20 protein-coding genes and 1 pseudogene are annotated in these 17,369 nt (G+C 53.0%); 8 read left to right on the top strand and 13 right to left on the bottom strand.

The features are described 5' to 3' along the window. Positions 1-88: 88 nt before the first annotated feature. Positions 89-1,345: a site-specific integrase gene (locus HKK80_RS14465; RefSeq protein ID WP_411800288.1), complete on the bottom strand. Its 1,257-nt coding sequence runs from the start codon at positions 1,343-1,345 to the stop codon at positions 89-91. A gap of 403 nt (positions 1,346-1,748) precedes the next feature. Between HKK80_RS14465 and HKK80_RS14460 the strand changes: the two genes are divergently transcribed. Continuing rightward, a complete protein-coding gene (locus tag HKK80_RS14460; RefSeq protein ID WP_411800287.1) occupies positions 1,749-2,477 on the top strand; it encodes an SDR family NAD(P)-dependent oxidoreductase in 729 nt (242 codons plus the stop codon). A gap of 755 nt (positions 2,478-3,232) precedes the next feature. On the opposite strand, the gene HKK80_RS14455 is transcribed toward HKK80_RS14460, so the two are convergent. The 9 genes from HKK80_RS14455 to arsD form a co-directional block, all read right to left on the bottom strand. Then, positions 3,233-3,499: an MTH865 family protein gene (locus tag HKK80_RS14455; RefSeq protein ID WP_411800286.1), complete on the bottom strand. Its 267-nt coding sequence runs from the start codon at positions 3,497-3,499 to the stop codon at positions 3,233-3,235. A 10-nt stretch (positions 3,500-3,509) separates the two neighbouring features. Then, on the bottom strand, positions 3,510-4,988 hold the full coding sequence (locus HKK80_RS14450) for a globin-coupled sensor protein (protein WP_411800285.1): 1,479 nt from the start codon (positions 4,986-4,988) through the stop codon (positions 3,510-3,512). A 525-nt stretch (positions 4,989-5,513) separates the two neighbouring features. Continuing rightward, the gene (locus HKK80_RS14445) at positions 5,514-5,885 is read right to left on the bottom strand and encodes an ArsR/SmtB family transcription factor (protein WP_411800284.1); all 372 of its coding nucleotides are present in this window, start codon (positions 5,883-5,885) and stop codon (positions 5,514-5,516) included. 108 nt (positions 5,886-5,993) lie between these two features. Further along, positions 5,994-6,923, bottom strand: coding sequence for a permease (locus HKK80_RS14440; protein WP_411800283.1), 930 nt, complete (start codon positions 6,921-6,923; stop codon positions 5,994-5,996). Positions 6,924-6,929: 6 nt separating this feature from the next. After that, complete coding sequence (locus HKK80_RS14435) at positions 6,930-7,172, bottom strand: thioredoxin family protein (RefSeq protein WP_411800282.1); 243 nt, start codon at positions 7,170-7,172, stop codon at positions 6,930-6,932. A gap of 440 nt (positions 7,173-7,612) precedes the next feature. Beyond that, positions 7,613-7,795, bottom strand: coding sequence for a halo-CC-star protein HcsS (hcsS, locus tag HKK80_RS14430; RefSeq protein ID WP_411800281.1), 183 nt, complete (start codon positions 7,793-7,795; stop codon positions 7,613-7,615). Beyond that, positions 7,786-8,160: a halo-CC-star protein HcsL gene (gene hcsL / locus HKK80_RS14425; RefSeq protein ID WP_411800280.1), complete on the bottom strand. Its 375-nt coding sequence runs from the start codon at positions 8,158-8,160 to the stop codon at positions 7,786-7,788. The genes hcsS and hcsL overlap by 10 nt, the downstream gene beginning before the upstream one ends. After that, positions 8,157-10,094: an arsenical pump-driving ATPase gene (arsA, locus tag HKK80_RS14420; RefSeq protein WP_411800279.1), complete on the bottom strand. Its 1,938-nt coding sequence runs from the start codon at positions 10,092-10,094 to the stop codon at positions 8,157-8,159. The genes hcsL and arsA overlap by 4 nt, the downstream gene beginning before the upstream one ends. Further along, the gene (gene arsD / locus HKK80_RS14415) at positions 10,095-10,430 is read right to left on the bottom strand and encodes an arsenite efflux transporter metallochaperone ArsD (RefSeq protein WP_411800278.1); all 336 of its coding nucleotides are present in this window, start codon (positions 10,428-10,430) and stop codon (positions 10,095-10,097) included. 430 nt (positions 10,431-10,860) lie between these two features. On the opposite strand from arsD, the gene HKK80_RS14410 reads away from it, so the two are divergent. From HKK80_RS14410 to HKK80_RS14380, 7 genes are all read left to right on the top strand, one after another. Beyond that, positions 10,861-11,259 carry an ArsR/SmtB family transcription factor gene (locus HKK80_RS14410; protein WP_411800277.1) on the top strand — a complete coding sequence of 133 codons (399 nt, stop codon included), beginning with the start codon at positions 10,861-10,863 and terminating at the stop codon, positions 11,257-11,259. A gap of 85 nt (positions 11,260-11,344) precedes the next feature. Then, a complete protein-coding gene (locus HKK80_RS14405) occupies positions 11,345-11,779 on the top strand; it encodes a low molecular weight phosphatase family protein (protein ID WP_411800276.1) in 435 nt (144 codons plus the stop codon). A 190-nt stretch (positions 11,780-11,969) separates the two neighbouring features. Then, the gene (locus HKK80_RS14400) at positions 11,970-12,587 is read left to right on the top strand and encodes an ArsR/SmtB family transcription factor (RefSeq protein ID WP_411800275.1); all 618 of its coding nucleotides are present in this window, start codon (positions 11,970-11,972) and stop codon (positions 12,585-12,587) included. Positions 12,588-12,601: 14 nt separating this feature from the next. Next, positions 12,602-13,150: a hypothetical protein gene (locus HKK80_RS14395; protein WP_411800274.1), complete on the top strand. Its 549-nt coding sequence runs from the start codon at positions 12,602-12,604 to the stop codon at positions 13,148-13,150. A gap of 59 nt (positions 13,151-13,209) precedes the next feature. Next, complete coding sequence (locus HKK80_RS14390; protein WP_411800273.1) at positions 13,210-14,019, top strand: SWIM zinc finger family protein; 810 nt, start codon at positions 13,210-13,212, stop codon at positions 14,017-14,019. 2 nt (positions 14,020-14,021) lie between these two features. Beyond that, the gene (locus HKK80_RS14385; protein ID WP_411800272.1) at positions 14,022-14,801 is read left to right on the top strand and encodes a hypothetical protein; all 780 of its coding nucleotides are present in this window, start codon (positions 14,022-14,024) and stop codon (positions 14,799-14,801) included. Further along, on the top strand, positions 14,798-15,163 hold the full coding sequence (locus HKK80_RS14380; RefSeq protein ID WP_411800271.1) for a calcium-binding protein: 366 nt from the start codon (positions 14,798-14,800) through the stop codon (positions 15,161-15,163). Before HKK80_RS14385 ends, HKK80_RS14380 begins: the two co-directional genes overlap by 4 nt. A gap of 84 nt (positions 15,164-15,247) precedes the next feature. Here the strand turns inward: HKK80_RS14380 and HKK80_RS14375 are convergent, their stop codons facing one another. The 3 genes and pseudogenes from HKK80_RS14375 to HKK80_RS14365 all read right to left on the bottom strand — a co-directional run. Further along, a complete protein-coding gene (locus HKK80_RS14375; RefSeq protein ID WP_411800270.1) occupies positions 15,248-15,676 on the bottom strand; it encodes a universal stress protein in 429 nt (142 codons plus the stop codon). Positions 15,677-15,714: 38 nt separating this feature from the next. Then, on the bottom strand, positions 15,715-16,893 hold the full coding sequence (locus HKK80_RS14370) for an anion permease (protein ID WP_411800269.1): 1,179 nt from the start codon (positions 16,891-16,893) through the stop codon (positions 15,715-15,717). A gap of 101 nt (positions 16,894-16,994) precedes the next feature. Beyond that, positions 16,995-17,369, bottom strand: a pseudogene (locus tag HKK80_RS14365) (hypothetical protein); the annotation flags it as partial.

Raw genomic sequence — 17,369 nt, 5'->3', positions numbered from 1 at the left:
GTCACCTGATTCACCCGCTTTCACTCAATACTACGTGTCAGCCATTGGGCCGTTATGACAGATTGGACAACTAGCGACTGTTGATTGGCTACTCCTTATTCGATAACTCTGCGAATACGTCTTTCAGTTCGTCACGCATCGAGTCCCGACGGTATCGTCGTTTCTCTCCTTCCGAGAGGTAGTTCTGGGAGACAATCTCTGTACTGGACGATCCTTGGTCAGCAGCGATCCCCTCCAAGCCTTCCATCATCTGCTTGACGGCCTCGTTGTAGGTGGTATACCAGAACCGGCGTCCCATCTTTGCGGTCGGTGTTTCACCTTCGACAGTGACACCGGCTGTTTCAGCAAGCTGCTTGAAACGATTGGTCACGGTCTGGGCGGTAATGTGACCCGTTGCTGACCGTCCGGATGGAAACAGATGCCCGTCCCACCCCGGCCCATCAAGATCGACGATTCGCTGTTTCAGAATATCGACGCCGAACAGCACAGCGACCTCACCAGGCCCGTTCTTTCGCTGCTCAAAGACGATGCGGTTGTCCTCATCGTCGTCAAGCACGAATTGATCGAGCGTGAGTGAGGCAACTTCGTTTGGACGTAGTCCCCAGGCACCGAGAGCCAACACTAACAGTTCCTCTTCGATACTCTCGGCAGCCTCGTAGATCGCACGCATCCCCTCGATGTCGACAGTCTTGTTATCGGGAGTGTCGATTTCCCAGCGGAACTGATCGTTCGCCCCGTCAAGTGGATTGTACTTCGCGCCCTGAAACCGAACCTGATAGTCGTAGAATTGCTGTACATCGCCGAGATACTTGAGCCGAGATTGGTCAGTGGAGAGTCGGGTTTTGAGGACATCGAAGACTTCCATACAGCGGTCGTTTTCGCTTGACCGTTCCTCGATATCGTCGAGGGTTCGCGTGAGGCTAACCGCTCCATGCAGCTGCTCGTAGATTCGAGCGTACTCCGCTAGCCGGGAGCGACGGCTTTTGACTGTAGATTCAGCGAGTTCCCCACGATCACGCTGCGTCGAGAGATACGTCTTGATCGCTGTAACCGTCTCGTCGTTCCGAACACTCCAGTCGTAGACGGAATCATGGTCGGAGTCCCCTGGGATATCGTCGCCAAGACCCACTTCCTCGACGAAGAACTCCTTGATTGTGAGGTCATGATGCTCTTGGAGGGCGTAAGACAGCCCAGAGAAACCGTGGTCGGCCAGCCACTCGTAGCTGGGTCGCCCGTGATCTGGGTCGTAATCGCCCTCTCGCATCGCCGGTCGAATCTCGCTGTAGTAGAAATCGACTAACTCGTCGAGTGACTTCCGTGACCACTGGTACTGTGATTCGCTCATGGGAACCGCCTCGCTGTGGTTTGGGGTGATTTGATATCGGGCATGCTCTTGAAGTAGCGTTTATTTTACTGGTATCTAATAGTTTTGGTGAGTGTAGTGTCGCACGTGGACATCACACTAAGTAACTAATCGGGGGTGAACCAGTGTAAACAGTAATAAACCATATACCGCTACATCAAAATGCGACAATTTCTGACCTTTAGCAAACAACATATTTTTCCGAAACTGGTTTCTTGGAAGTTCCGGTGGAAGACTTCAGTTACTCATTTACGGTGCTCCTGGCTGATTCACTGGTGAGAGTGGCTCTGAGTCGACTAGAGGCTTTACAAACCAGGATTAATGAATGATAATTTCTTACAGATACATCAAAAGAAATATGCGATATACACAGAATCAATTAGGTATGCTTTCAGGAAAAACAGCAATCGTTACCGGAGGATCAGCCGGAATTGGGAAAGCTATTGCTGCAGAGTTTCTTAATCAGGGGGCGTCAGTTGTCATCGCAAACAGAACCGAAGAGACAGGTAAGGCGACTGCTGAGGAACTCGGCTGTTCGTTTATTCAGTGCGATGTGTCGTCGTATGAGTCAGTTGAATCGCTAGTTGAACAAACAGTCGAAGAGTACGGCGGACTGGATATTTTAGTAAATAACGCCGGTATTGGAATGACAGGAACCGTCGAAAGTACGCCACTTGAAGACTGGCACAAACTCATGGAGATCAACCTCAACGGTGTCGTCTATGGAACCCGGGCGGCGATGCCATACCTTCTGGAGTCGTCGGGAACGGTGCTCAACGTTGCCTCTGTTTTTGGCCTCGTCGGTGGGCCACAAACCGCAGCGTATGCGACTGCCAAAGGTGCCGTCGTCAATTTCACTCGGACGACAGCTGTCGACTACGCCGAGGCAGGTGTGCGAATCAACAGTATCTGTCCAGGCTTTATTGAAACTGAGATGACTGAATCGGAATTGGAGGAAGATTCGTTCTACGAGTTCGTACTCAATCAGACGCCAATTAACCGTATTGCCCAACCAGAAGAGGTTGCTGAGCCCGCAGCATTCCTCGTCTCTGAAAAGGCCTCCTATATCACCGGTGTCAATCTATCAATTGACGGCGGTTGGACAACTCACTAAGATCTGTTTGGGAATCAGAGCTCGTCTCAATGACTGTGAAGAGGTGGGGCCGTCTCGTTCGACACTCCCGCCCTGCTCTTTGTCAATCTCGAAGTGGGGATGGAAACTCTAGACAGCCGGATACTCATCAGCCTTCGGGCGTAGTCGATCATGCTTCGTTGCGGCGGTGATTATCAGCTATCTCGGTAGCTCTCGCCCCTTCTCCGTGAAATTGACGGTAGATTGAACACTTCCTGCGATATGAAGTATAGACGGTCGAGAGCCAGCCAGTATAAGAATCTTGCCAAAGAGCACGTTGAGAATCAAGACGAGCGCGCTGCGCCGAAGCCGTTGGCTGAACCGGTTCAAATATCATTACAACTGACAGCGACCCAATCAAGCTCTCGACGGCAAACTCATGCTGAGGAGGTGCTCAACTAGACAGTGCCCCGAGAGGAGGTGTATGATCCGCCAGGAGTAAGTGCCAAACCGCCGCCCCGGCGGCGGTAGATGGCCGGAATGCAGACCGCAACAGCCACAGCTACAGCAAACACGTTTCCGCCGCCTACCGCTATCTCAACAGGGCATCAGCCTGCCATCTGCTGATGTGGTTCTATTTGTCAGGTAGCAGAATTTCCATAGGTAAAGACGAATGGCTCGATGAATACGGGTTGATAGAGATAGTTGGTGCAAACCGGCGTCGAGAGTATAGAGTGACTGACGAAGCGGTCACTCCAGCGATGACCTCGATTTTCCAGAGCCTACCTTGTGTGATATCAGCTGAATACACCGTCGTCAGATAACCCAGCCATCAGATCATCAACGAGGGCTTCTACAGTTTGATATGGGTACTCTTGATATTCGGCATAGCCCATCCCAATATCCATTGCTCCGAGTGTTACACCACCAGCCTCAAATGTAGTTGCTGCACCCTCTGGTAGCACTGGAATCAATTCGAATGGCTCCGTAACAGGGTACTCGGCGGTAGCAAATACGTCAATTAGCTGCTGCCGCATTTTTGTTTCAGCGTTGGCTTCCGACATAAATAATTGCTTACTGCGTGAGTTTATCGACTGTATCCGAGATTTCTTGAATCTGAGCGGCTTGCTCTTCATTTGCCGCAGCAATATCGTCTATCTCATCGGCTATCTCTTCGAGATCAATAACCATCGCATCGGTCATGCTTGCGACCTCTTCGGTTGATGCAGCCTGATCGTCGGTCGCCCGCGATACCTCATCGATGCCCTGTGCGACGTTCTGTACGCTCTCAACAATCCGTTGCAGTCGTTGTTGTGTCTCCTCAACCTGTGCAATTCCTTCTTGGACTTTTTCGGTTGCTTCCTCCAGGCTCTCCACCGTCTGGTTAGTCCGGTCTTCAACGCTCTCGACAGTATTTTTGATTTCTTCGGCGTTCTCCTTGGATTCCTCAGCAAGTGATTTGATCTCCTCTGCAACAACGCTGAAACCATCTCCTGCCTCGCCAGCACGTGCGGCTTCAATTGAAGCATTGAGCGCAAGGAGATTAGTCTGGTCAGCAATCCCATCAATCACCTCAGTAAATTCACCAACCTCTCCGATTTCGCTTTCTAAGCTGTCCATCTCGTCATTTACCGACCCGACAGCATTTTGAATGCCTTCCATCTCTGAAATGGCTTCACTCGCAGACTTCGAGCCTTCCGCTGCCAACTCCTCAGCAGTTCCGCTTGTCTCACTGACCTCGCTTGCAGTCGAAGCGATTTCTTCGATAGTCGCACTCATGTCAGATACTTCACCAGCCACCTCGTTCATTGAATCAGTCTGTTGCTGCACTGTGGCACTGATACTAGTGGTACTCTCGCTTGAGTCCTGTGCGGCCTTGGTTACTTGTTCAATCGGGGCTTGCAGGTCTGATTCGACCTGTTGTACCAATTCTTCCTGTTCGGCCATTGCCTCCTGAACCTGCTCGTTATACGAATGGATGTACGTATCCATCGCAATCTGTTGATCTAGATTGATGAGTTTCTGGAACGAGAGTGTCCGCTCAACAATCGTATCAATCGCTTCGCTCATCTCATCAGCACCAAATGATCGCTTTACATCTTCGGCAAACCGCTCAATGACGCCACGATAATAGATTGAATATGCACCAAAGTAGATCTTCGGCCCGAGATCAAGCATGTCGTGGATTTTTCCGATCCGCGCCCGACGATCAAAATATCGGGTACCATACTGCCCGGATCCCAACTCCATGAGGTACTGTTTTTGATCATTTTTGAGAGCCTCAACTCCTTTTGTAGACGAATTAATAATTGCGACTGAATCCTCGTAACTTGTTAGGTGATCATAGAAATCATCTACAAGATCCTCAGCAATGTCCTCAAACAGGTGACTCACCGAGGATAGCCTTTGAGCATCATCATCAGTAAAGTTAGAGAAGTCTTTTCGCCACTCAATCTCAGTCTCGTCTACACCAATTTGCCGTGTTAGCCTACTCCCATCGACGGTTCGACGGTCGGCATCGGTGATCTTCTTCTGCTGGGGTGCCTCTGACATAGCCTTCTAACATGAAATTTTTAAGTTTATAAACATAATCCAGTATATATTATATATTAAAAATTTACTGGATCGCACCATGGTATAATAAATTGTCTCTCACCACGCGGCGGGAGATTTTGACCACAGCGAGTGAGTGCTTCCCCGCTCAGTCAATCACTCGAAAACAGTACCGCCCAATCCGTGCATAGCTCTCGTCATTCGCAACTCCACGCGGCCAAAATTTGACCTCTACTAAGCAACAGATCACAACAGTTGCATTTGTCATTCTACGAGATTGTGCACCACTGAGATCAGATTAATGTAATTTGGTGATTATTATCTTTCGGAGAGTGGCAATAGTATTGGATCAAGAGATCGGACATATTATATTCATCAAAACAAGTGATGTAATCTTCATCTGAGGATCCGACGACGAAACTAAGCAGATGTTCCTGTTTTAGTTTGTTGTCTGTTGGAGTTGAGTGCACATATTCTCCAAGTAAACAATTAAACTACCCGATGTGATCAACTGAGGATTGGGAGTTACTGGTCAAGTACTTCGGCGATATCGAGCAGTTGGTAGACAGCTGTATCACCAATCCGGTAGTAGGTCCACTTGCCCTGCTGACGTTTCTTGATGATTCCGGCGTCGTTGAGTTCGCGGAGGTGACTTGCAACGGTTGACTGTGGGGCATCGAGGACAACCTGCAACTCACAGGCACACATCTCGCCGTCGCGGAGTGCATCCAGGATGCGAATCCGGTGTTCGTTTGCGAGAGCTTTGAACACGGTGAGCTGGGCGTCGACCTGTTCGTCGTCAGCAGTGAGATCGAACAACGATGTCAGCCGATTTTCTGGGTTCTCGTAGAGACGTTCGAGGGTCTGGCGTGTCGATTCAGGTACGGAATCAGTCATGATGGCTGTTTCGTGTCGACAAGCGAGTCGACGCTCGAATCTATATTGTTCGGTTCGAATCAAAAGGGTTCGGCTACTGTGAACGACCAGCGGAGATCGAGTGCGGCCTCAGAGAACGACGTTGAACAGCAGCCCGATCAGGAGGATTCCCGATGCGAGTGTTGTCGCGTAGGCCGCGATCAGTTCCTTCTGCATGACCTTTTTAAGGATCATGAACTGTGGTAGCGAGAGCGCGGCCACCGACATCATAAACGCGAGGCCGGTGCCGACCGGGAGACCCTTACCGAGCAGCGACTCGACGACCGGAATAACCCCGAGGATGTCGGTGTACATCGGCACACCGACGGCGACCGCACCGAAGACGCCCCACTGCCCCGAGAGGTGGGTCTCGACCAGCCGTTCGGGAAGGTAGCCGTGGATGAGCGCGCCGACCCCGACGCCGACGATGACATACGGGATGATCTCGACGATGATTTCTTTGGCCTCGACGTAGGCCTCTTCGAGCCGCTCGCGTCTGGTTGGCTCGTCGATCTCGACACCCGAATCGCCAAACTCAAACTCGTCGACGTAGCGGTCGAAGCCGAGTTTGTTGAGCGTGTAACCGCTTGTCATCCCGATGGTAATGCCGCTGACCGCATACAGCGCGGTCAACTCCAACCCGACAACCCCCGGCAACACGACGAGGGCGGCCTCGTTGATCATCGGCGAGACCGCCAAGAACGTGATCGTGATGCCGAAGGGGATGCCCGCCCCAACCATCCCCAGAAAGATCGGGATCGTCGAACACGAGCAAAACGGTGAGACGATCCCCATGAGCGCGGCCAGCACGTATCCGGTGAAGGCTGTCTTCCCGTCGAGGTAGTCCCGGATCTTCTCTGGCGGGAAGTAGGTGCGCAGGTAGGTAACCCCGAAGATCACGGCCGTCAGAATGGCGAGGATCTTCAGCGTATCGTACACGAAGAAATGGGCACTCGCTCTGGGAGCCCCGGTGAGCCCGATGGTGTCGACAACCCACGTTGCGAACTGTTCGAAGACCATCCGGAGTTACAGGTGCTCCTCGATGATCGATTCGAGTTCGTCTGCCGACGGTGTCGAGCCAGCAAACATCATTTCGTCGTCGATCTCGAAGCCCGGCGTCGACATGACGCCCTTCTGTGCCAGTTTGGCCATATCTGGTTCCTTCGTTACGTCTGCGTCGATGTCGTTGCGGTCGACGATCTCTTCAGTCGTCTCTTTGAGTTCCGAGCAGTTACTACATCCCGAGGGCCCGTAGACGGTGATTTTCATTGGCAACCTCCACAAATCGGGGGTTCTGTGGGTTGGTTCACAGTGTCACCAACAGTGGTCGACGCAACTGTTCGCTGTCCGGTGCCAGTCTTAGTGACTCTCGAATCTGCCATACATATCGACAAAATACGATACGACTGAATAATGTTTCGATAAAACTCGAATCGTATCGGATCATATTCTCGGCGACCCAGTACCCAATATAAGATTATAGTCATATTCTGTAGACGTGAGTATGGCTCATATCCGCGATTTTTCGGCTTTCAGAGTGTGAATTCAGCATCAGCGGGTCAGCCGTATCGATCTAACTATCCCACCAGATGGACTCAACAATATGAGAGCACACGAACAAACCGAGATATTCCGATTTGTCTCATGCTGTCCTTTTTGATGTGCTTTTCGAAAGACGGAAGATCGGCGAAAACAGGCTCTACGTTGAGTTAACAGCAATCGTCAGTATCGCAAGCATCGCCGTAGTCGACCCCGATCTCCTCGGTGATCGTGTCGTTACACCGCAGCAGCAGCGATTCGAACTCTGTCGACTCCTGTTGGGCATTACGGAGTTCCTCTCCGAGTGCTTCAGCGGCCGCAAGCACATCGTCGTCAGTAGTGCTCAACAGCACCCACCTCCCGACGTCTGGGCGAACTCCATGCCGATGGGCTCGCTGATAACGTCGTTCGTCTGTTGAAGCAGCTCAATGAGTTCCGACTGTGCCGCTCGGTGTTGTTGAATCGTCTCGTTGTTCGAGAGATCGGATTGAAGCTCTTGGAGTTCAGCCATGAGCTCTTGATCGAAGTTCTCTTCTAGCTGTTGCTGTTTTTGCTGGTAGGTTTCGAGTAGTTCCGTCGCTTCTTGATCAGCTTCGAGCTGCTCACTCGCTTCGACGAACTGCTGGTAGGTCTCGCTGTTTTCAACGGCGTCGACAAATGCCTGCAGTTTCGCCTCGACAGCGTCCTCGGCAGTGTCAACTGATTCGGCGTCGCTCATTGCTGTGGCACCCCCGTAACCTGCTCATCGAGGGCATCAAGTCCAGTCACTGCGCCGCCGAACGCGCTGAGTTCATCAAGGCCAATCGGCTCATCCTGTCGGAGTGGCGCGAGCATCATCGGCGTCTCGAAGCGATCCTTGATCTTGCCCAGATACTGCTGTTGTTGGGCCCGGCGGTTGGCGAAGAAGGCGTTATCGCCGTACTCCTCGGGCAGAAGGTAGTTAGCGACGACGAAGGCGGTCTCGATGCCGACCTGATCCTTCAGATCCTCGGCCGCCCGGTGGGCCTCCATCATCGGCGTATACTCGGGGTACATCACGAAGGCGAACGAACTCTTATCGGGGTTCTGCATTGTCTCGATGACGTTGTCGTACTGATCGCCCTTCGCGGGAGCCGTACCTTTCGTCAGTGAGCCGAGATCCATGAACCCCTTCCAGTCCGAGGGGAGTTCGAGCAGTCGCAGGGTGTGACCGGTCGGAGCAGTATCGAAGACGACGATATCGTAGCCATCCTCCTCGAAGTAGGCCACGAACTTCTCAAGGGCTGCCATCTCCTCCGCACACGGCGACTCCAATTCCTCCTCGACGTTAGCGATGGCCGCATCAACGTCGATCTGGGTATCCTCTTTATTCTCGTACATCTCGGTGACGTGATCGAGAACCTGCTCACGGTACTCTTCGAGTGCTTTCTCCTGGTCGATGCGGGCTGCATCGAGGTTTGCTTGGCTCACCGAGGTCGGATCGTGGCCGACGGCTTCGCCGAAGATGTCTTCGAGATGCGCGGCCGGGTCGGTCGTGACCACGAGCGTCTCGTAGCCCGCTTCGGCGAGTTTGGTCGCCGACGTTGCAGCGATGGTGCTTTTGCCGACACCGCCTTTCCCGGTGAAAAACAGGTAGCGCGTCTCGCCGTCGACCGGCTTGAGGTTCTCGGTGACCGCTTTTGGATCAGTCAGCGAATCGAAATCGACCGCCTCCTCGGTGTCGACGTTGGTTGCTGACCCGACGTCGACGGTGGCCTCGTCGCCATCGTAGAGAACACCACCGACATCAGCGAGCAGGTCGAGACCGGCAATCTCGCCGGGCTGGAGCGGGTAGGTTGCCATCGCATCGGCGTCGAACTCGGATTTTGCGCGTTTGATGACTGCCTGTTCGTCCTCGCGTTTTCCTTCGAAGAAGGGATCCTCACAGACTGAGTTGGGCAGATAGCCGTTGATGATCAGCAATTGGGACTCGATGCCAAGTTCGCTTAGATCAGACGCACTCCTTTCGATCTCGTCGACAGAGGAGTCCTCGGGTTTCCCGACGAACGCAAACGAGGTTTTCTCGCTGTCCTGCAGTGTGTCAATGGCACGCTCGTACTCCTGTTTCCGGTCTTCCATCGAGGCTGCGGGGCCGATACAGGTCGACCCACCCTTTTCGAGTTCGTCATTCCAGTCGGACGGCAGTTCCATTAGCCGGATGGTATGGCCCGTGGGTGCGGTATCAAAGACAACCACATCGTACTCCGGAGAATCCATGAAATCGACGAAGTTGTCGAAGGCAGCAATCTCTTCGACACACGGACTGTTGAGCTGTTCTTCAACAGCCGCTATCTGCTCGTCGTCAAGCAGTTCGCGCATCGGCTCAATGGTCTCTTGGCGGTAGTCCTCGGCGGCCTGATCGGGATCGATCTCGATAGCCGAGAGGTTGTCGACTCCATCGATACCAGTCACTTCGTGGCCGATCTCTTGGCCGAAGATGTCCGAGAGGTTTGGCGCGGGATCAGTTGTAACGAGAAGCGTGTTATAGTCGTTGTCGGCGAGCCACGTTGCGGTAGCACAACTGACTGTACTCTTTCCGACACCGCCTTTCCCGCTAAAGAATACGAACTCTGTGTCATCACTACTCGGTTCGACGATGTCTCGTGCGTCTGTCGTTGTTTGCGTTGTTGCCATTCAGTCGGCCTCCTGGGTCTGGGGTTGGTTTGCGCGCAGTTCGGCTGCCAGTTCGTCGTAGGAGAGGTACTCCTCCTTGGCGACAATCTCGCCGTCGACGGTCGTGATCGGGAGGATCTCGGGGCCGTTCTCCTCGACAAGATCGTAGATCTCCTGGGTGTTGAGGAACTCGTCGATGTTATGCTGCATGTTGGCACGTGAAATTTCGGCGGTCTCAAATTCGTCTTCGAGCTGGTCAAGTGCAGCACTCAGTTCGACAAGTTCGTCGTCAGGGTCGGGTCCGCAGACACCTGTGGAACAACACATCGCTTCTTCGTAGAGTTGGATTTGAGTCATGAGTTTGTTGGATCGGTGGTCAAAGGGTCTTGGCTGATCGGAACCGCAGACCGTGAGTGGGAGTCGTCTCGTTTCGTACTCATTTGAACAGTACATGAACTAGTCACCTAAACGTTTCGATGAAAACTAAATCGATAGTCGACCGAATTAGTTCCGCCAGGAGACGAGTCGAGTCGCTGCATTCTATCTCGCTGCATATCGATGTTCGAGCAATTCGGCTTTCAATTCGCCAGGTAGGACACAGCAAGGGATTGTAGCAACCACTCTGCTGTCGTCGGTTGTTCCCTTCCTGACCATGTTGACTACATCACCTCTTACTGTAGTAGACTGGATATTATGCTCGCAATAGATTAGGATATCTTAAATCGTTCTGTTGTTGAGATGGCAATGGCTGCAAAAGAGTTAATTTAGTCATCGGTCAACTGTCTGTATGTCTGCGAGCGACCGGCTCCAACGGTATCTCAGTGACGAACGGGGGAATTGTACGAGCGACGCGCTCCAGGAACGACTCGAAGAACTCGAAGAGTTGGATGCAGCCGTCGGCGGCCCTGATCTTGAAGCGGATGTCGACCTGCTGTCTGCGCTATCCAACGAGACACGCTACAAGATTGTCCGAATCCTCCATGCAGCCGATGAAGAACTCTGTGTCTGTGAGTTCGCCCCACTGCTGGAGGTGAGCGACAGTGCGATTAGCCACGCACTCTCTCAACTCACTGAGGCCGGGCTCCTCACACGGCGAAAAGACGGGAAGTGGCGCAAATACACGGCAACGAATCGAGCCACTGCCATCCTGATTGCACTTGATGGCTCTCGATCTATCGTCCCATGATTACTATCAGCCGCCGTCCGGTGCTATAGAGGCATATATATTTCACATACAAGCTCTCAAGTCGGCAGCAGCGAATCTACAGTCTATGAGTAACGATTCGTCGGTTACCTTAGCATTCGTTTGTGTACAGAATGCTGGTCGTAGTCAGATGTCGACAGCGTTCGCCGAACGCGAGCGTGAGCGTCGTGGCCTCGAAGACAGTGTTGAGATCATTACCGGTGGTACTCACCCCGCCGACAGCGTCCACGACGAAGTCGTGACTGTCATGCAGGATCACGATCTCGATCTTTCGGATCGAACACCACGGGAGGTCTCGACCGAGGAGCTCGAATCGTGTGATGTCGTCGCCACGATGGGTTGTTCGACCCTCGAACTCGATGCAGAGGATGTTGACGTTCGTGACTGGGCACTGGAAGATCCTGACGGTCAAAATCTTGATCAAGTCCGTGCAATCCGAGACGATATCGAACAGCGAGTCAAGAGTCTGTTCGACGAAGTCGACACGAATGGTTCGCAATAAATCAAGTTCTGGTAGAACAAAATTGGTGACAGAGCTTTTTTGACGGCATAATATGGGATTTTAGACTTTCTTTTTGAAGATGATATAAAGGCACACATAAAAATCATTCTCCAAGACTGTGAATTAAACTAATTTTTCGCTACGAGGATGCCAAACGCTTATAGTTTCTAGTTTCGTAACTCTATACAAGATGAGCTACGATACAGATCATGTCCAGAATGTGGGTGAGAGTCTGGGGATGCTCACGGGCATCCCTACCTTCGTAGAGCTTCTCGATAATCCCAAGCTCGCAGCTCTGTATACAGCTATTCGACACGACAACACGACAGGGCCAGAACTTATCGACACTACATCTGTTTCGAAAAAGACGGTCTATGACTATCTCCACAAACTGGAGCAAGCTGGGCTTATCACCACAGTCGGTGAGGATGCAGGAACCACGGTGTATACTGCCGAAGAGTTCAAACTGACGGTGACAATCAACGAGACAGAAGTCTCAATCACACCTGCACTCATCGAGGTCATCGCACAGCAAACCGAGTATCCTGTGATTGGTAGGGTACTCACCGATCACGGAATCATCACATTCGCCCTTGCCTACGATCTTGTGAGCGCACACAATGAGGGCGAGGTTACTATCCGTCAAATAGCAGAGCTTACTGACCTCTCGTCGGGTACCACATACGATCTCGTTGAGGCTCTCTATTCGATCCTGGATCTGGATGCGACCGAGTCAGAACCGACGACCTACACACCGGCTGATTTCACTGACAGCGATAGTCTGCTCGCCGACACCGGCGAGGAGTAAGCGTCGGCGAAAAAATGTATACTGCTAATATTGCGGATACAGTGATATTTCGGAGCCTGGGCAAGGAGCCAAACCCACGCCTCGAAACGCTCAAACAGGCGGTGAAAGAAGCCGATACAGAGATCTGGGTGCCGCCAGTCGTCTATCACGAGCTCTCAGATGCGAGTGAGGCGGACGTACCAGCAAACCCATATCTTGATACAGCGATTGCGGAAGGCTGGCTCCGGGTAGCGATCCCTCTCGCAGGTGATCGGGGTGAAGGCTTTGACAGGAGTGCTAATTCGGTTGTGAAAGCACGCAAGATTGCCGATGACCTTCTTAATTCCCGAAGCAAGTACCCAGAGACAAACAACTGGCGAGATGCAGCTATCGTTGCATTGGCTGTGCGGCTCTTTGAACAGAACGAACGTATCCATGTGATCACTCATACTGCAGACGAAAATCTAGCGAAAGCGTGTGCTCGTATTCCGCCTGAATTTGGCTACTACGAAATTGAATCCCGATACTATAATCCGCCACAGACAGTCAAATCCGAATTTCCAACTGCCGATAGTCTCAGTTAGATGTATTAACCAGCGGTGGTTGTCGGAACGCTGTTTTATGAGCTTCCTGTAGCCCCTGTATGAACATTACCGAGGACACGATCACCGACCGATGTACCAAGGCGGTGTTCAAACGTGGAGAAAACTACTATCAGGACGGCCACGTCCAGCAAGTCAATCGGTTCGACGATCTTGTCACAGCGACCGTCGAGGGATCACGACTGTACGATGTCACTATCAACTTTGGCGGTCGGAGCCCCGACACCCGATGTACGTGTCCATATGATGGTGGCGGTGATTGCAAGCACGTCGTCGCCGTGCTGTTAGATATTGCTGCCGAGCCACCGGCCGACGACAGCGACAGTGTCAAACAGGTGCTTGCGGATACCGCGGCCTCAGAGTTACGTGAGTTTCTCGACGACGCACTCGCAACTCACCCGGAGTTGCGCGAGCAGTTTCTCGCAACGTTCGGCGACGACCACAAATCGGTCGAGGAGTACCGCAGTCAGATCGAACAGCTGTTTGAACAACACGCCGATCCAGGTATCTACGATGCAATCGATTTCTCGAAGTTCTTCGAAATGGCCGAGACCTATCGTGATCGTGAGCGGTATCTCGCCGCCGCAACTGTCTATCGGGCCATCTTCGAGGAGGTCGACGCCAAATACCACTGGGTTGACGGCGCGTACGACCACTACGCGCAGGTCATCCAACGCGCACTGGACGGCTACACTGACTGTGTGCTTGCGACCGAGCCGACGCCCGCGGAGTTCGATACCTACGCCGGAGTTATTGAGGCGAGAACGATGACCGACCCACCGATCAACACCGACCAGTTCCAGCGGGCACTCAGAGAGTTCGAAGACCAATATGAAACGGAGGGAGAGTGACAATGAGCGAGCCGACTGATAGATTCGTGATCGAAACCGGAACCGGCACCGTCGCTCATATCATTGACACCGATAGCGACGAGTCGGAGACTGACTCTGAGGTATCATTGGGTTTCTCCGTCGCTGGAAAGAAAATGTGTAGCCGTGGCTACCGCGATTTCCGATCCCAACAGCTCCCGTTTTCGGTGTTTGTCGATGAACACGATATCGACAAATCAGGGTTCGAGGGCGACGCACCCGATGAGATCTGCTCGTACTGCTGGTCGAACACACGTGAGGAACTTGAGACCGACAAGGAACGAACCGACACGGATCACGCCAACAGGATCGGGAGTGTCGGCTATCGACTCCGCTGGAAACAGAAAGGCCGTGCCCGAGACGAGTGGTACGACATCGTGGTCAGACCCGAGACAACGATGGCCGAACTGGATCGGCTTGTCTGTCGGTTTACCACGCTGGATGATCTCCATCTTCGTATGTACGGGCTCGAAGACGAGTATCTAGATTCGAGTCTCAACGTCCTGCCCGACGATCAGTTCAACGAGGTTGGTGATCGCTCGTATACGAAAGCAAGCGACCTGACCATTGGGACTGTTGCCGAGCGGGCAGGCCTCTGGGACGGTGACAGGCTCAGCTTGGTCTACGACTTCGGGACGCCGTCGTACTACTACTGTCTCGTCAAGGAAGTCTACGAACCCGATGCTATCGATGATCACTTCGAGGATAGTGAGATCATCAACTCGACTGAAACGGCCGCCATCATCAGGGAAAAACGCCCATGACGGAACCGGACAGCGATGACGAACGCGACACGCGCATCCGAACCAAAATCATCGTCGATGCCTACACCCCGGACGAACAGGCGATCAGTTGGTGTTACTACCTCGAAGACAAACTCTCCGTTCCGTTTGAGGCCGAATGTATCGAACGCCGCGTGATCTCGCCCCTACAGGAAGGTGAACACGTTACCGTCGTCGGGATGATCAGCGAAGTCGTCCAAGAGATGTTCGTCGAGATCGAGTGGAACGGTCGTCAGTTCGGTGTCCCGCTTGCACAGCTACAGCCGGTTGATCCCGATTCCAAAACGAAAGAAGCGATCAACGACTGGCACTACTGGGAAGGCGACGGCACTCGAATCCGGTAACAGTTAGTGACCGTCAAAAATCGCAATCAAGCACCCGAACTATAAGTCACTACTTCGGACACCATATTCGGTGACGCGTTGCGATCAGCGAACGATTATCACCGGAATCAGGGCGCGTTTCGAGACCGTCTCGGCCACGTTCCCGACGAGAAATCGGCGCACCGCGCGACTCCGATCTGCGCCATGAGCACCGAGTACAATCGTGTCGTAGTTCTCAGCACGATCAATGATGTTCCGAGCAGGGTGGCCGATTCCGACCATTGTGTCGATCTCTCGACCACGTTCGGTTGCTATCTCGTGAGCTCGTTCGAAGACAGGCTCAGCACGTTCGGCGGCGGCTTCCTCAAGATCGTCTGCGAGGGCAAGCCCCGTCGCCTCACCCATCATCGGTGATGGAACGCCAACGACGTGTAAGACGGCAACGTTGGCATCCGAAAAGTTTTCGAGCGCGTATTCGAGCGCCTGCCCGGCGTGTTCGGAGTCATCCATCGGAACGAGAATCCGTGAGGCCATATTTGAAATAGGATCATCCGCCTACCTAAGTCTCTTGCTCAGGCAACACCCGGAATGAGAACAAAGAACCCATACGCCAAAATCGTCGATATAGACGGGCCAATAATCCACATTGAGATATATTTGATAATCGCTCGAGGGTTGAAAAGATCTCCCGCATCAAGCACACCTTCTGGTTCTGCCTCGCCGATTGGTGCAGCGGGTTTGCCTTCCATCTCTTCGGCGGTGATCGCACCGAGAACGATCTCAGAACCCCCTGTGTCCTGCGTGATGGCTTCGCGGATCGTAACCGGGCGGGTTGCACGACCCCATCCAATACCAACGATTGTCATCACTGTCGCCATCACGAGGCTGATCGGAATGCCGAACCACGAGAGCAATGTCGTGATCGTCGATGCAGTTATCATAACGAAGAGGGCTGCAAGCAACGGAATGTCGCTCAGTTCACCACCGACCGATTCCATCGTCCGGCGGGCGATGGTGAATCCACCGACCCCGATCGCAAGCGTGGCAATGATTATTGCAGTATCATCGGGGAGTCCGCTGACGCCTCCGACCAGTGGGGCGGCAGCGTTCGGGACGTTACTCACTCCGGCGCTGAACGCCATATAACACCCGATAATAAGCACAACGGTCGTGCTAACGAGTTCTGACCGCGTCGTATTCGACCCCAACGTTGGCTTGGGAATCGTCCTATTCCGATCGAATGTCAACAGCGGGCCCTCTGACTTTTTGATCTGTACGCGACGGTTGACTTCCGGGTAGATGTAGCGTCCGATAACACCGCCGATCCAAAACCCAATAATCGGCGTGACGATCCACCACGAAATGATCTCTGCGACCACCGGATAGTTGAGCGTGCCTGTCGCCAGTCCGAGCCCGGCGATCGCACCGACGGTTGTCATCGAGGTCGGAACGGGAACGCCGAAAATATTGGCCGCGAGGATGCCCAACCCAATGAAAAAGAGGACAGCGACGCCCGCCGAGAGCGTGAGTTCGACCGTGATGATCCGCCCGCTCAGCGTGTCCATGACGTTTCGGCCGACAGTCCACCCGCCGAGAAAGACGAAAAACGTCATGAGTCCCGCCGCGGTGGTCTTTTTGATAATGCCCGCGCCGACGGGTGTCCCCCATGCGATTCCGGTTGATGAACCACCGATATTAAACCCGACAAAGATAGATGCGATAATTCCGATTGCCAGAAGGGTTTCGACCATCAATCGATAATATACGTACTGTCGTCATATAAGTAGTGCAACCGCTGAAGAGATATTAAATATGATACTCTATTTTAGTTTTGCGGCCGAATGGTAGCTGTTCAGCAGTTCGTCTCAGTCGGGCTCCCGAGTTCGTCTCGAATTTGGGCAACGTAGTCGACGAACGCAGTGGCAGTCCGGTCACGGGGGCGGGAGAAATCGATCGAGAGCGTCGACTGAACGGTTCCGGGCTCGGCATCCATGATCACGATTTTGTCAGCTAGCGTCACTGCTTCATCGATGTCGTGGGTGACAAAGACGACCGACTGATCGGTTTCGGCCCAGATGTCGAGCAGCTCGGCATGCAAACGGTCGCGGGTTCGGGCGTCAACGCTGCCGAACGGTTCGTCCATCAGGAGGACGCTCATCTGTAGCGATGAGTACTTCTTTTGTGAACGGAGCTCGTAACTGGTCTCAAGATGGTCAGCAGAGAGAGC

Source organism: Halonotius sp. F2-221B (assembly GCF_046719765.1).
Taxonomy (GTDB): Archaea; Halobacteriota; Halobacteria; order Halobacteriales; family Haloferacaceae; genus Halonotius.
This window is presented reverse-complemented; position numbering and strand designations above follow the sequence as displayed.